Genomic DNA, 14,374 nt, shown 5'->3' with positions numbered 1-14,374 from the left:
GATTCTCAAAAACCATCTTGTTTAAAGCCTTTATGAAATGTGTTTATTAAAAGAAATACGCCTTTAGACTTAGAACAATTAGCGCTGAGGCCAGAGTTCATTTAACAACATAAACGGTATGCTGAGAGTACAAAACAAGAAGGCGGCGTTATAAGTGATAAAGAAACGATGGTGGGTTGTTCTTTGTACAATAATAGGGATTGGTGTTTATTTGAATTATGGAAAACCTAATGTGGTATTTAAAGAACCCTCAAAAATAAATGAGTTAACGTTCTATCAACCTAAAGTGCTTTGGCCGAACAAAAAAGAGTCAGTAGAAGCTGGAGAAGGAAGTGGAATAGCTGTTAGTTCAGAAGGGGACATCTACTATCTCCACCGAGCAAGTGGGAAATATAGCGGGGACAACATAATCAAAGAGTCGACGATCGTTGTATTGGACGGTAAAACGAGAACAGTTAAAAAAACGTGGGGAGCAGAGCTGTTCAAATCTCCCCATGGACTTGAAATCGACCATGAAGATAAAATCTGGATCACAGATATCTCAATGAATAAGATTTTTAAGTTTAATCAGGATGGAACTCTTCTTAAAACGTACGGTGAGGATTATCCTAAGGGTTTAGAGTGGCGTTTACGCATTCGAAACGTGCTACCGAATTTCCCGACCTTTATCAATGAGAATACGTTTGCTCGACCTACAGATCTTACAGTCTTAAAGGATGGTTCTTTTGTGGTTGCTGATGGTTATAGAAATCATCGGATAGCAAAGTTTAATCCAGACGGAAAGTTAGAGTGGCAAGTCAATAAGTTAGGAAACGACTTAGGAGAATTTAACCTTCCGCATGGAATCAGTAGTGATAGTAAAGAGAATATTTATGTTGCAGACCGAAATAATGCTAGGATTCAAATATTTGATCATCGTGGAAAACCGATTACGGTTTGGAATCACAAAGATATCGGAAGACCATACGGCATTGAAGTAGGGATTGATCAAAAGATATATGTCGTAGATGGTGGTGATTATTTAAACGGTAATAGGGAAAAACTTACAAGTCAGGTTTTAGTTTTGAATAAGAAGGGTGAGATCTTAGAACGCTTCGGTTCATGGGGGAACGGTGAGGGACAATTGAAAATTCCACATGACATCGCTGTCGATAACAAGGGAACAATTTATGTCGCAGAACTTTTGAATAAAAGACTGCAATCTTTTGATAGGAATCGATAAATTATAGTTTATTCAAAAAAAAGAGTTAAACTTTAACTCATTACTTATAAAGTTTGCGGCTTTAATTCTGTTTTCGTTAGGGTCCAAAGAAAAGAGCTTGTTGTAACAACAATAAGCTCTTTTTTTATGTCGTTCTAAAAACCCTTAGTAAATTCTCCGGATAATCAAGTACAAATCATTGGTAGATTATTATTCCTCATGACATTTACGATAGTTAAGGTTGTTTAAGCTTTGTTTGGTTTAGTTTGTTATCTTACTTTGTAAAATTATACTTAAAAGTCGTAAGGTGATAAAACGACAACATTGTCTTTTTATTGACTACGAAAAATTTATGGTTTACATTAATAACGACAAGGTTGTTGTTTATATTTTAATTATTTGGAGGGACCATAAATGTTAATAACCATGCTATCAACAGGTACACGAGGAGATACTCAACCATTTATTCCTTTAGGTATAGAATTAAAAAAGAAAGGGTATCGAGTGCGAATTGCAGCTTCTCAATCATATCGACAACTTGTCGAAGAGTATGGGTTTGAGTTTGCACCAATGCGAGGTGATGTCACCAAGATTTTAGAGAGTGGGCTTGTAAGGGATGCTGACAGCCCTTTGAAATTTTTTACGAGCTTAAACTTTAAAAATGACGATCTCACTGAGTTGATGATTGGTGGTCAACATGATATGCATAAAGCCTGTGAGGGTGCGGATGCAATTGTTTACCATCCAGGTGCAACCCTGGGCTATTTTGTAGCAAAAGAAATGCGTATTCCAAGCATCCTTGCTTCACCTTTTCCTATGACACCAACAAAAGAATACCCTGCAATCATTTTTTATGACCGAATTCGACTCGGTAAGACTGTTAATAAACTAACTCATCACATCTTTGAAAAAGGGTTTTGGAAGATGGCAAACTTGGGTGTTAAGAAATTTTATGTTCAGCGGTATGGCATGCTCCCAAAAGGTTTTGCGAATCCCTACCCGAAACAACGTACAGTCAGTCACCCTACAATAACATCACTCAGTCCGAGCGTATTTCCTGTTCCTGAAGATTGGCCACAAAATGTTTACGCTTTTGGTTATTGGTTTATTGAAGATCAATCAGATTATAAACCTTCAACAGAGGTGGAAGCGTTCCTATCAGCGGGAGAACCACCTGTATATATTGGTTTTGGAAGTGTGGGAGATAAAGCAAATGCTGCTGAATCCACAGAAATGGTATTACAAGCATTGAAAAAGAGCGGAAAACGCGGAATCATTAACGCAGGTTCAGGCATGCAGGAAAGAGAGAATACGGAAGACGTACTTTTTATAAAAAGTGTTCCACACGAATGGCTTTTTCCTCAGTTGGCTGCCGTTGTCCATCATGGAGGAGCAGGAACTACCGCTGCTGCACTCCGATCAGGTGTACCTCAGGTTGTTATTCCGTATGGAAACGACCAATTCGCTTGGGGGAGAAGGATGGTAGAGCTTGGTGTTAGTGGAGGTTCGATTCCACGTAAAGAATTGACGACTGATAAGCTGGCAGATGCTATTAATTTAACGCGATCTAGTGCAGTTAGAGAGAAGGCGAAGGAATTAGGTGTGAAGGTAAGAGCAGAAAAGGGTGCTCAGAAGAGTGCAGAACTTATTCATAAAACAATTGAAAGCTTCTATAGAAAAGAGAGGAATTGATAAGTATGCCAAAAGTAAGTGAAAATCACGCTCTATTGAAAAGGCAAGAAATATTAGATGCAGCTAAAAGAGTCTGCATCCGAAAACCAATCTTTGAAGTTTCGATGAGAGATATTGTTTTAGAAGCAGGTATGAGTCAGGGTGGAGTGTATAAATATTTCTCTAATATTGATGAAGTGTTTGGAGCATTAATTAACGAAGAAAGCGTAAAGGGAGAAGTAAAAGAGGAAATCAACGCCATATTTAGTGGCAGTGATGAATCACTTAACAAGCTTGAAATGATTCTTATGTATATTTCTGAATATATGCAAAAATCTGTAGTAGACAAAGGGCCAGTCTACTACAACTTAATGGCACTCTACTCTAGAGACCCTGAACGGTATGCGAAGGTACAAAGTATTGTTAATGACGTCTCGAATCTTCAATACCTTCATGAAAAATTCTGTTCATTTCTAGAAGAGCAGATCAATCTTAAAAATTTTAATCCTACTCTACCAACGGCAGATATCATCATGTTCATTGAAACTTATATGTCCGGTATCACGAATCAGGTGAGTATCGAAAATGAATCGAAGCAAGAACTATTAAATATGATTCAAAAGAAATTAAAAATCTTATTTGTTACCCTTAAAAGTGTACTGGTGAATTAACCATGAGAGGCTTTTACCAAGATTTTAAAATATTGGTATTCGGTCAGAATATATCAATCATCGGCGGGTATGTCTTACGTTTTTGCTCTGTCTTTTTATGAGTAGCTTCTCTTCATCCTACAACACAAATAAGTAGAGCAGAAGAGATTGGATGAGTATCGAGATCCCCGTCCTGTTAATTTCTTTAAGAATGATAAATTTTAAATGACAAATGAGCTAAAGAGTAAACTTGAGTTTTTTTAGTTTCTATTCGTATAATTTAATATAGTAGGAAGTAAGAGCGTAGATACTTTTTAACATGGAATTTAAGGGAGAGTTAGTGGTTTTAAAATAAACGACTTTTATAAAGGAGATGTTAATATGATGACTGCAATTAGTAAAGTTCAAGACGTTCTTGAAAATTACAAATCTGCTGTATATGAAAAAGATGTTGATCAATTTTTATCTACCTATGCTACTGATGTACATATCTATGATTGCTGGGGAAACTGGGAGTGTAAAGGTATTTCTTCATGGAGAGAGAATGTGGTGATGTGGTTTAATAGTTTGAGTGAAGACAGAAACTTACTAAAAGTAGGTTTTAATGATGTAACCCTTGAGGAAAATACGAGTGTTGCATTTGTTCATTGTGCCGTTTCGTTCGTCGCCTACAGCGAACAATCTGGTGAGAAACTACGTCAAATGACAAACCGTTTTACATTCGGCTTAAAAAAAGTAAATGAGTCTTGGGTCATAACACACGAACATTCATCGTTGCCAATAGATATGAATACGGGAAAAGGTATCTTTAACCTAAGATAAATAACTGAGAATAGTAACCAAGAGCGTACAAATGATTGCGCAGCTCCTACCGTCTTAGATCAAGTAGCTCATCAGAATACAACACAGTCTTATGTTCTTAAACCGAAGAGTTAGACGAGACAATCATTACTCCAAGGAGGTACCTAATGAATTTTATTGGAGAAAATAATAAATGGATCTCTAAACCTAATAAATTTGAGATTCAAGATAACGATATAACCATTACAACAGAACCTCATACGGATTTATGGCAACGGACTTATTATGGTTTTCAAAATGATAATGCTCCTGCTTTACTATTACCCGTTCAAGATAGGTATTTTACATTCACAGTGCGTACTGAATTTGATACTAAAAGGCGTTTTGACCAATGTGGCGTTATTATATATCAATCGAGTGATAACTGGTTCAAAGCTTCTATAGAATATGAAAATGAAGACTTTCAACGTCTTGGTAGTGTCGTAACAAACAATGGATATTCCGATTGGGCAACCACTGATATTCCTGCAAAACAAAAACACATGTATTATAGATTAAGTCGTCGTAAGAGTGACTTTTGCATCGAGTGTTCCTATGACGGTATACACTATAAGCAAATGCGAATCTTTCATCTATTCTCTGCAGATCACACAGTAAATATTGGTATTTATGCATGTAGTCCTGAACAATCTAGCTTTACAGCTGAATTTTCTAATATAAAAATATCGGAGTGTTTATGGCAAAAGCATGAATAGCAAAGCAAATCATTTAATAAGAATCTTCAGCGGTTGCCTGGGACTATTATTTATTCACTCAATAGGCTTTAGCGTTATGTTTAAGAGTAAAATTGATGCGAATCTCACAGCTATTTTAAAACCATACTTAACTGATTAAAGAAGAATATGACAAAGCAGAAAGTGGAGTATACCAGATAAAATTTGAAAGTCAAATGAACTCTTCTATTCGTACAACACAGTTTAAAAGTCAAAGAAAAATGCAAGATAAAAGTTATCCTGCATTTTTTATAGCGCTTATCTACTTCATCTATTGGACGTAACCTTTATTATTTATTGACTTTGAGAATCTTTATTACTTGTTTAGTTGCTTCAGCAATAAGCTTGTCGTTATAATCAGCATCTTTTTGATCACGACTGGAAAGTACAGCAAGAACAATAGGGTCTCTTTTTGGCGGCCAAATGATCGCAATGTCATTTCGCGTACCATACGATCCTGCCCCAGTCTTATCAGCTACTTCCCAACCTTTTGGCACTCCTGCACGAATTAAGGCATCTCCAGTAGTATTTCTCTTCATCCAATCAATTAATAGTTCGCGTTTTTCAACCGGGAGTATCTCTCCTAGTGTGAAGGCTCGAAGACTGGTAGCAAGTGCTCTTGGTGTGCTAGTATCATGAATTTCACCTGGATTAACTTCATTTAAATCTGGCTCATATCGCTCTGGAGTGGTAACATAATCACCAATTTCCTCCAGTGATTCTTTAAATCCGACCGGTCCTCCCAGTTGTTTAAGAATAAGGTTTCCAGCAGTATTGTCACTGTAACGAAGAGAAGCATCCGCTATCTCACTAAGAGTCATCCCCGTATCAACATGCTTTTCTGTAATCGGACTATAAGTGACAAGATCGTCGCGTGTATAGGTAATTGTTTGATTAAGGTCTTCTATTAAAATTTGTTGTAAAAGCGCTCCTACAGCTAGAGCCTTATGAGTAGATGTATAAGCAAAACGCTCATCTGATTGATAGTTTACTGTTTGGTTTGTACCAGTATCCAAAGCATAGATTCCGAGTTTAGCATCATATTTCTCCTCAAGTTTGGAAAAAACATGATGATTCGCAGTTCCTTGTTCATTGGGTCTTGTTACTTTAGCATCAACATGACTGATTGAACCTACAAGAGTTGCACTAGACAGAAAAAGCACAGGCACAATTTTTCTAAAAGCAGATGAACGAAAAATGTTGCTCAACGATCTCATTATAATTCAACCTCTTTCTTTGATGTATTTTCTTACAAATAACAAATCTATGATACCTAATATACCAACAACGAACATTAAATGAATCAAACTTATGTAGTATATAGTTAAATAAGAATTACAGGCTTTTGTCGGACGAGGGACTCTCAAATTTTATTCTTGCTAGATGTATATATTTAAAGACAAATGAAATATATGGAGAGAATTTTTTTTACCAAACATCATAAATGAAGGCTGTAGCTGTAATTAGGTTCATTTGACATTACATTTAAAGTAGGTGAACTACATTTTATTATTTTTTGTAATGTTTGTTTTCAACATCATTTTTGGATATTTATTTCACTATTTGTTCGTTTTGTTTATGTTACTTTATCTGTATGTTGGAGAAGCACTTGGGAGGACTTTAGATCCTACATTAGATGAAGGATTATTAATTCCTGTGCTATTTATTACTATAGCTGCAAGTGTAGTTTACTTCTCAATAATCGTTTTAACAAACAAATATATATGGAAGAAAACTAAAATAAAAAAATTCTACTTCATATTAATAATCTTCCTTTCATTTTCATTCGGAATCATTTCCAATCAAAAACGGATTGATATCCTTTTAAATTAAAATAGTAAAAGTGAAGGATTTGAACGATGAACATGACAAAAAGCTTAATCTTTCTAGCAACACTGTTTCTTGCACCTTTTTTATTAACAGGCTGTATAGGCGAAGAATATTACGAAAGCCCACCAGAAGCGTTTCTTCAGGTGGGCGATGAGTTATACAAACTTAAAGAAGGAAACCGAAAGTGGAACTTTACTGACGAAGATTATGATAAAGAATATATTGATCTAAAAGAACTTGCTGCTAAGGAAAAGCAAATTACCGTTAAACCTGGAAGTAGCGGTTTTTTAATTATTGAACAAGATGAGATCGAAGGAATGAATCCATATTCGGGAGTTCGCATTGGTGTGGTAGCTCGAAAAGGGGACGATCTTAACATGCTAAGTGAAGCTGACAAAACTTTCTTTTTTCCAAAAGAAAAAGGAAATTATGTTCTAGAGATAGACTTCGATTCTGATCAAGGAGATACAGAGTTCGTTGCTAACATCCAGGTAAAATAATTAGAGAACCCCATGCTCATACAGGTGCAGCATTCCGTTTGTGAGGGCTATATCGCTAGTATATTAAAAAATATCCGTGTATTCAGTAAAAATTCCAAGTGGATTAACTTAGAGGGTTTGTTATAATGGTCAGCATAATCTACTAAAAGCGAGTGATTGATTTGAATTCTACAGAACGCGAATTATTGCAACTCATTGAAAAAAACGGACGTCTTGAAACAGGTACGATCGCAAAGTTAATGGGAATAACAGAGGATGAAACTAAACAAATACTAGAAAAGCTTGAAAAAGAAAAAGTGATTCTAGGCTATTCAGCCATAATTGACTGGACAAAAGGTACCGAAGACGGTGCTGTAACAGCTATGATCGATGTAAAGGTCACACCAAAACGAGGTGTTGGCTTTGATAAGGTTGCAGAGCGCATTTACCGGTTCCCAGAAGTTAAAGCAGTATATCTCATGTCTGGCGTTTACGATTTGTCGGTATCGATCGAAGGTAAAACGATGGCAGAAGTGGGACGTTTTGTATCGGAGAAGCTCTCAACTATCGATTCAGTCATCTCAACAACAACTCATTTTATCTTAAAAAAATACAAGCATGACGGTCTTGTGTTTAGTGATAATGATGAAGATAAACGAATTGTGGTGTCACCATGATTACTGAACCGACTTCAAAATATTTATCTAATACCGTGCAATCGATTCAGCCGTCTGGTATCCGTCGTTTCTTTGACCTCGCTTCCTCGATGGAAAACGTCATTTCTCTAGGAGTCGGCGAGCCGGATTTTGTTACACCTTGGAATGTGATCGAAGCGAGTTATCATTCATTGGAACAAGGCTATACGGCTTATACAGCCAATGCCGGTTTATTTGAGCTCCGAAAAGAGATCTCTCGCTATATGAAACGACGGTTCGGTGTTACGTATAGTGCTGAAGATGAAATGGTGGTTACAGTTGGTGCTTCACAGGCGATTGATATTGCTTTGCGTGCGGTCCTTAATCCTGGGGAAGAAGTTATTGTTGTTGAGCCAAGCTTTGTTTCCTACGCACCAACAGTAACACTGGCTGGCGGAGTTCCTGTTCCGGTAAATACGTATAGCGAGGATGATTTCAAGCTTCAGCCTGAACAAATAGAAGCGGCGATCACTGACAAAACGAAAGTGCTTATGTTATGCAGTCCAAATAATCCAACAGGCACTGTGCTGTCAAAAGGCGATTTGGAACGTATAGCGGAGGTAGTAGAGAAGCATGACTTGCTCGTCATTTCAGATGAAATTTATGCTGAACTAACATACGATGAACCGTATACGAGTTTTCCTGCAGTGAAGAATATGCGTGACCGCACGATTTTGATTTCTGGATTTTCAAAAGCATTTGCCATGACAGGCTGGCGATTAGGCTTTGCTTGTGGACCAAAAGCCATTTTGCAAGCCATGCTAAAAATACATCAATATACGATGATGTGCGCTCCTACAATGGCTCAGCACGCTGCCCTGGAAGCGCTCGTTAACGGGCAGAAGGATGTAGTGAAAATGAAGGAAAGCTATCGGCAGCGCCGTAGTTTAGTCATTCATGCTCTTGAGGAGATGGGTTTATCGTGCCATGTTCCAGGCGGCGCTTTTTATGTATTTCCTTCAATCGAAAAGACTGGATTGTCATCTGAAGAGTTTGCAGAAAAGCTTCTGATGAAAGAACAGGTTGCGGTTGTACCGGGTAGTGTTTTTGGTGAGAGTGGAGAGGGACATGTCCGTTGCTCGTATGCAACCTCTGTTCAGAAGCTGGAAGAGGCGATGCGCCGGATTGACCGGTTTTTACAAACGTTATAAGCATTTCTTTATTGAAGATGCATTCCTAGCACAAGGAATGCATCTTTTTTTTTAATAGTTTAATGATGAATATTTTTATACCATACAAGAAGGAAATCTTCTTAAAGATGGGGAAGTATTCGTGAGTTCAAAAAGGAGATGAGAGTATGAATTTGTTCAGAACTCAGTATGATTGGGTACGTCTAACGAGAGAGACTCTTTTTCAATATTGCGAGACATTATCCCCAACCGACTATGCAAAGAAACTTGAAGGTTTCAGTGGTGAATCTATTCTAAGCCTACATGCTCATGTAGCGGGTTGTTACCAAGGATGGCTCGGTAATCGTGCTCTTGGAAAGTCACTTCCTGATATTACTCCTGGGTCCATACATAACGTTCAAGAGATGCGTGAGCTTTTCAGAAAAACAGATGAGTTGGTTTATGAATTTCTCGATAAATTTGAAAACAATTGGGATCACACGGTAGAAGTGACGTTTAGAAATGGAAGTCAAGCAGACTTTACGGCATTGTGGTTATTTACACACACGATGACTCATGAATTTCATCACAAAGGACAGATTGTGAAGATCGGCAGGCAATTAGGATATGCTCCGCCAGATACAGATCTCATAGAGCCGATGATAAAGAATCCGACAAACCATTAGGAGGGTTAGTAACATGAGCCGAGCCGAATTCTTACTAAAAGTGTTAGACTCCACGTTTGATAAAGAGAGCTGGTACGCGCCGCTCAAACCAGCTATAGAAGGATTAACGGCTAAGCAAGCAAGCTTTAGACCACCGGGCGAAGCAACGAAATCCATCTGGGAGAACGTCAATCATCTCACTTATTACAAAGAACGACTTGTTGCCACTTTAGAAGGACAAGAGTGGACGCGAATTGATGGAAACGATACCTTCTTTATCACCAAACAAACAGAAGACGACGATGACTGGTATCTTACCATCGATCGCGCAGAAAACGTACACAACAAACTAAAAGGATTACTAAGTGAGATGAGTTCTGAAGAAATAAATGAGAGCGGATTAGAAAGTGATCTCATTGATATCTTTCTTCATGATGCCTATCATACCGGTCAGATTATTATGTTAAGAAAAATACAGGGATCTTGGCCATCTCATCGTTAAATCAGAAGAATATTCCTTAAAGCAAGCACATTTATTTAACTAATAAATGTGCTTAATTTTATTGAACACATTTTACTAAAATGATTGACACAAATGGAAAATAAACATATTATGTAATTAGATAGTTAGACACTTATCTAAATATCTAATAATGGAAATCATCCTGAGGTGACAAAATGTCTCTTAATGAAGCGTTTAAAGCATTATCTGATCCGACTCGAAGACAAATCTTAACGCTGTTAAAAGAAGATGAACTAACAGCAGGAGAGATCGCTTCACATTTTGACATGCAAAAACCGAGTGTGTCTCATCATCTGAAAATTTTAAAGCATGCTTCGCTAATCGATGATGAGAGAAGAGGACAGCATATTTATTATTCTTTGAACACAACGGTGTTTCATGAACTAATGAGCTGGTATTTTACATTTACAACGAAGGAGGAAAAATGATGAAAAAGTATGGATGGAGTTATCTTCTTATTGCACTTAGTGTACTGATCGGTGTATTTGCTTATCCTTACCTGCCTGATCAAATGCCGATGCATTGGAACATCCACGGTGAAGTGGATGGGTATTGGGATAAACAATATGCTGCTTTCTTTCCACCAATGTTAATGATTGTTTTGATGGTGTTGTTTATCTTCATGCCAAGAATTGATCCAAAGAAAGAGAACTACAAGAAATTTTCTGGCAGTTATACGATTTTTATTACGATTATGAACGTTTTCTTCTTACTTCTACAATCCATGACTATTAGCTATGGTTTAGGTGTTAATATAGACATCTCACTAGTCGTTAATTTAGGAATAGGTTTACTTTTTATCGTACTCGGAAACTACTTGCCGCGAATCAAACACAACTACTTTATCGGAGTGCGCACACCGTGGACGCTTGCGAACGAAAAGACTTGGAGAAAGACACATCAGCTTAGCGGGAAGCTCTTTGTAATGGCAGGAATTTTGCTTGTTGCAATATCATTCTTGCCAGGCATTTATAAATTTACGGGCATGCTCGTTGTGGTTCTATCAACGGTTCTCATCGCAACCATTGCTTCTTATGTTTTTTTCAATCGGTATAAGAATGTAGATAACAACTAAAAATTTTGATCGGACACCTCACGTAGGTGTCCTTTTTTGTCACCCAAACAAGCCAAGAGGTACATGCATAGACTATACCAATATATGTACGGATTTATAATCGTCATAAAAGGAGAAGAAAGATGGATTACCATGAAAATCAAGATGATTGTACATGCGGTATATTCGAACAACTAAAGGCTGGTAAGGTGATTTCCATCCTTCTGAAAAATACAGCGGTACCAATTCAGTTAACTTTTCAAACGTTTGATAAAAATTCAGAATGTATCTCTGGATTTTTACGAGATGGAAGAGTATTCGTCGTCAGCTGTGATTGTGTAGCTGGTGTTTTCCTAAGTCCTGTTCCGCCACTTGCTTGCCGTGTGCTAGCTTATGTAACCAATACCGGGGACAATACCGTTTCTGTTGTAGATACAGCAACAAATACAACAATTGACACAATTTCAGTGGGGGAATTTCCTGTCTTTGTTGCATTGACACCTAATGGGAGAAGAGCTTATGTAACGAATTTAAATAGTAACACGGTTTCAGTTATTGATACACTCACGAATAATGTGATCCAAACGATAAATGTACCAAGTCCATCAGGAGTCGCCGTTACTCCGGATGGTACTACGGCATATGTAACGAATGTAAATGATGGAACACTAACCGCAATCAATACCTTAACGAACACGATAACTAATGTCTTTCCAGTTGGAAACCTCGCTAGCACACCTGTTAACATCGCTATATCTCCAGATGGCTTAACGGCTTATGTAACAGATCAAACTCAAGGAACACTCTCTATCGTTGACCTTGTGACTACCACACAGACAGTACTTACTCTTGGTAATACACCGCCTGCGGGTGCTTTTGGTGTAGCAGTGACTCCAGATGGTACAGAAGTCTATGTTACGAATAGTTTTGAGGGTACTGTTTCGGCAGTTAACACAACCACACTTAATGAAATCATCATCCCGGTTGGATTAGTGCCAGGTACTAGTTTTCCTTTTGGAGTAGCGATTACCCCTGATGGAACCAGTGCTTATGTTGTTAATTTAAGTGATCCATCCGTTTCAGTTATTGATACAGCTCTGAAAATTGAAACAACTATTATCACTAGTCCACTATTGGATGTTTCTGCAAATATCGCGATTACTCCGGACGGAAGGTTTGGTTACGTGACGAATAACCAAGCTGGAAGTAACACTGTTTCTATTATTGATATTACGACAAATACAGTGATTGGTAACGTAACAGTAGGATTAGAACCATTTGGCATTGCAATTGGTACGGTATGTCCAAATCAACTTTAAAAGAAAGCCTGAGATAACTACTCAGGCTTTAACTATGCAGATGTACCTGCAGTCTCGGGTGTGGCCGATAGTATCCGATCGGTATTTGGAGTAAGCTGGTTCTACCCATTTGTTGCAGGTTGAATAGTTCATCATAATAAGGGACATCAAAGCCTAAAATTGGGTGACCGTTCATATGCAGTGCTGATGCAGCTAATAAAAGTTTGTGAGACAGTATGCCGACCTCCATGTGCTGTATGCGATGACCTCTATAACCAAACATTTTCCTATAGTGGTCCTTACTTCCGCTGATGTTAAAGGAAAGTGGAATCTGTGGCATGTTAACAAAATCAGATAACAGTCCATCTTGAAGAGCAGTGCGAAAATTACCTAGTTGTATTTGTTTTAATTGAAAGCAGGAACTGTCCATTTCATACATACCATTCTGTAATCCTACTACAGAATTAGTGGCGAATCGGATTGAAATACGAGAAGTTAAACTCTTCTTATTTTGATCGAGATCATTTCGATAGAAACTAGTTGCAGCTGTTTCGTTCAGTAGGTAAGCAAGCGGTTCAGTCGTTAATGGTTTCAAGGCAAAATCTAGTCCTGGGGAATAACGCATCTCGCAGGCAGTATTGAAAGGATAAGTTAGTGGTTCCACTAATGGTAACGTTAGTACAGGCCCATCAACATCTTTTTGAACATCTTCATTGTAGACGTTTATTGAAGAAAAAGATCGTAATTTACATGCGGAGTTTAAATTCAGAAGCATATCATAGGGACGTATTTCCTTAGAGCGAACGTAATGCTTGTGATGAAGAGGTTTGAGCTCACTACTTAATTGTTCCGTTGTCAGGGATTGATCAGCTATAGTATCGAACCACTTCATGTTTTGATCTTTTGCTAGTGGCATAATTGCATAAACACTTTCTTCGCTCTCATTTAAACCTAGCAGATGATTAATGGCAGAATCTAAAAAGTGATAGTAGACGCACGTTTCAAAACCTTTACGCTTGCCTACTTCCAACATCTGACCGATTAAAAAGCCTGCGTCAAGGCTCTGCAACCGATAAGAAAAGTTATTGTACTTAAAGAAGTTCTTCCAAAAGAAGGTAGAAACAAAGACAGCAGCAAAACAAGAAGTGATGTCGCAACGTTCACCTAAAGAGCGCTCCAAGTAAGAATCAAAATTCCCCTCTCGTAAACAAACAAGACGATGATGAGCAGCGTCATAATGATAAATGCCTGTGGGGAAATCCTCCAACCTTACATACAGATATAGTTCGTTAGGATAAAGGGCACCGCCTGACGGAACAAACCGACGATATGTTGTCCATGATTCCGAAGTTTCTATCGAAGGAAACGTCTGGCTGACTTGTGTAATTCGATAGGAATACGAAAGAAAATGGCTAAGATCGGTTAGTGTCGGTTTATTTTTTTGTGAAAATGAGACTGGCAGCCCAGAATCTAAATGAATCACAGGCAATCCTTCGTACAATTTATAGGGAAGCGGGGCATCTTCCCAGTTCACCTGCCAGTCGAGTGGCGTAATCTGGTCGGTCTCGTAATGAAGTTTATATAAAAACTCATCGAGGTTCATCAACAATGCCCCTTTCATACTT

Annotated in this window: 15 protein-coding genes; 13 read left to right on the top strand and 2 right to left on the bottom strand. The window is 37.9% G+C overall.

Annotated features, from left to right (window positions below):
- Window positions 1-154 precede the first annotated feature (154 nt).
- The 5 genes from HU823_RS02650 (at window position 155) to HU823_RS02630 (ending at window position 5,078) form a co-directional block, all read left to right on the top strand.
- On the top strand, window positions 155-1,222 hold the full coding sequence (locus HU823_RS02650; RefSeq protein ID WP_370630009.1) for a peptidyl-alpha-hydroxyglycine alpha-amidating lyase family protein: 1,068 nt from the start codon (window positions 155-157) through the stop codon (window positions 1,220-1,222).
- A 393-nt stretch (window positions 1,223-1,615) separates the two neighbouring features.
- A complete protein-coding gene (locus tag HU823_RS02645; protein ID WP_197221051.1) occupies window positions 1,616-2,893 on the top strand; it encodes a glycosyltransferase in 1,278 nt (425 codons plus the stop codon).
- A gap of 5 nt (window positions 2,894-2,898) precedes the next feature.
- Window positions 2,899-3,543 (top strand): TetR/AcrR family transcriptional regulator, encoded by a 645-nt coding sequence (locus HU823_RS02640; protein ID WP_197221050.1) that lies wholly within the window; start codon window positions 2,899-2,901, stop codon window positions 3,541-3,543.
- A 360-nt stretch (window positions 3,544-3,903) separates the two neighbouring features.
- Window positions 3,904-4,344 carry a YybH family protein gene (locus tag HU823_RS02635; protein WP_197221049.1) on the top strand — a complete coding sequence of 147 codons (441 nt, stop codon included), beginning with the start codon at window positions 3,904-3,906 and terminating at the stop codon, window positions 4,342-4,344.
- A gap of 146 nt (window positions 4,345-4,490) precedes the next feature.
- Window positions 4,491-5,078, top strand: coding sequence for a DUF1349 domain-containing protein (locus HU823_RS02630; protein WP_197221048.1), 588 nt, complete (start codon window positions 4,491-4,493; stop codon window positions 5,076-5,078).
- 308 nt (window positions 5,079-5,386) lie between these two features.
- On the opposite strand, the gene bla is transcribed toward HU823_RS02630, so the two are convergent.
- On the bottom strand, window positions 5,387-6,313 hold the full coding sequence (gene bla / locus HU823_RS02625) for a class A beta-lactamase (protein WP_197221047.1): 927 nt from the start codon (window positions 6,311-6,313) through the stop codon (window positions 5,387-5,389).
- Between the two features lie 642 nt (window positions 6,314-6,955).
- Here bla and HU823_RS02620 point away from each other — a divergent pair.
- From HU823_RS02620 to HU823_RS02585, 8 genes are all read left to right on the top strand, one after another.
- The gene (locus HU823_RS02620; protein WP_197221046.1) at window positions 6,956-7,426 is read left to right on the top strand and encodes a hypothetical protein; all 471 of its coding nucleotides are present in this window, start codon (window positions 6,956-6,958) and stop codon (window positions 7,424-7,426) included.
- Window positions 7,427-7,587: 161 nt separating this feature from the next.
- A complete protein-coding gene (locus HU823_RS02615; RefSeq protein WP_144699764.1) occupies window positions 7,588-8,082 on the top strand; it encodes an Lrp/AsnC family transcriptional regulator in 495 nt (164 codons plus the stop codon).
- Complete coding sequence (locus HU823_RS02610; protein WP_197221045.1) at window positions 8,079-9,251, top strand: aminotransferase; 1,173 nt, start codon at window positions 8,079-8,081, stop codon at window positions 9,249-9,251. Before HU823_RS02615 ends, HU823_RS02610 begins: the two co-directional genes overlap by 4 nt.
- Before the next feature lie 146 nt (window positions 9,252-9,397).
- The gene (locus HU823_RS02605) at window positions 9,398-9,895 is read left to right on the top strand and encodes a DinB family protein (protein ID WP_197221044.1); all 498 of its coding nucleotides are present in this window, start codon (window positions 9,398-9,400) and stop codon (window positions 9,893-9,895) included.
- 13 nt (window positions 9,896-9,908) lie between these two features.
- Window positions 9,909-10,376 carry a DinB family protein gene (locus HU823_RS02600; RefSeq protein WP_197221043.1) on the top strand — a complete coding sequence of 156 codons (468 nt, stop codon included), beginning with the start codon at window positions 9,909-9,911 and terminating at the stop codon, window positions 10,374-10,376.
- Window positions 10,377-10,552: 176 nt separating this feature from the next.
- Window positions 10,553-10,825, top strand: coding sequence for an autorepressor SdpR family transcription factor (locus HU823_RS02595; RefSeq protein WP_066394788.1), 273 nt, complete (start codon window positions 10,553-10,555; stop codon window positions 10,823-10,825).
- On the top strand, window positions 10,825-11,472 hold the full coding sequence (locus tag HU823_RS02590) for an SdpI family protein (protein ID WP_197221042.1): 648 nt from the start codon (window positions 10,825-10,827) through the stop codon (window positions 11,470-11,472). The genes HU823_RS02595 and HU823_RS02590 overlap by 1 nt, the downstream gene beginning before the upstream one ends.
- Window positions 11,473-11,594: 122 nt before the next feature.
- Window positions 11,595-12,770, top strand: coding sequence for a beta-propeller fold lactonase family protein (locus tag HU823_RS02585; RefSeq protein WP_197221041.1), 1,176 nt, complete (start codon window positions 11,595-11,597; stop codon window positions 12,768-12,770).
- Between the two features lie 28 nt (window positions 12,771-12,798).
- On the opposite strand, the gene HU823_RS02580 is transcribed toward HU823_RS02585, so the two are convergent.
- Window positions 12,799-14,352, bottom strand: coding sequence for a SagB family peptide dehydrogenase (locus HU823_RS02580; protein ID WP_197221040.1), 1,554 nt, complete (start codon window positions 14,350-14,352; stop codon window positions 12,799-12,801).
- Between the last annotated feature and the right edge of the window lie 22 nt (window positions 14,353-14,374).

Source organism: Fictibacillus sp. 18YEL24, assembly GCF_015903855.1.
GTDB classification, from domain to species: domain Bacteria; phylum Bacillota; class Bacilli; order Bacillales; family Fictibacillaceae; genus Fictibacillus; species Fictibacillus phosphorivorans_C.
The sequence above is the reverse complement of the archived record's forward strand: the minus strand, read 5'-3'. Positions and strand labels throughout refer to the sequence as shown.

What these genes read in the sequence shown, in the direction of transcription:
- HU823_RS02645 (WP_197221051.1), top strand. Translation starts at nt 1,616, where the DNA reads ATGTTAATAACCATGCTATCAACAGGTACACGAGGAGATACTCAACCA.
- HU823_RS02640 (WP_197221050.1), top strand. Translation starts at nt 2,899, where the DNA reads ATGCCAAAAGTAAGTGAAAATCACGCTCTATTGAAAAGGCAAGAAATA.
- HU823_RS02635 (WP_197221049.1), top strand. Translation starts at nt 3,904, where the DNA reads ATGATGACTGCAATTAGTAAAGTTCAAGACGTTCTTGAAAATTACAAA.
- HU823_RS02630 (WP_197221048.1), top strand. Translation starts at nt 4,491, where the DNA reads ATGAATTTTATTGGAGAAAATAATAAATGGATCTCTAAACCTAATAAA.
- bla (WP_197221047.1), bottom strand. Translation starts at nt 6,313, where the DNA reads ATGAGATCGTTGAGCAACATTTTTCGTTCATCTGCTTTTAGAAAAATT.
- HU823_RS02620 (WP_197221046.1), top strand. Translation starts at nt 6,956, where the DNA reads ATGAACATGACAAAAAGCTTAATCTTTCTAGCAACACTGTTTCTTGCA.
- HU823_RS02610 (WP_197221045.1), top strand. Translation starts at nt 8,079, where the DNA reads ATGATTACTGAACCGACTTCAAAATATTTATCTAATACCGTGCAATCG.
- HU823_RS02605 (WP_197221044.1), top strand. Translation starts at nt 9,398, where the DNA reads ATGAATTTGTTCAGAACTCAGTATGATTGGGTACGTCTAACGAGAGAG.
- HU823_RS02600 (WP_197221043.1), top strand. Translation starts at nt 9,909, where the DNA reads ATGAGCCGAGCCGAATTCTTACTAAAAGTGTTAGACTCCACGTTTGAT.
- HU823_RS02595 (WP_066394788.1), top strand. Translation starts at nt 10,553, where the DNA reads ATGTCTCTTAATGAAGCGTTTAAAGCATTATCTGATCCGACTCGAAGA.
- HU823_RS02590 (WP_197221042.1), top strand. Translation starts at nt 10,825, where the DNA reads ATGAAAAAGTATGGATGGAGTTATCTTCTTATTGCACTTAGTGTACTG.
- HU823_RS02585 (WP_197221041.1), top strand. Translation starts at nt 11,595, where the DNA reads ATGGATTACCATGAAAATCAAGATGATTGTACATGCGGTATATTCGAA.
- HU823_RS02580 (WP_197221040.1), bottom strand. Translation starts at nt 14,352, where the DNA reads ATGAACCTCGATGAGTTTTTATATAAACTTCATTACGAGACCGACCAG.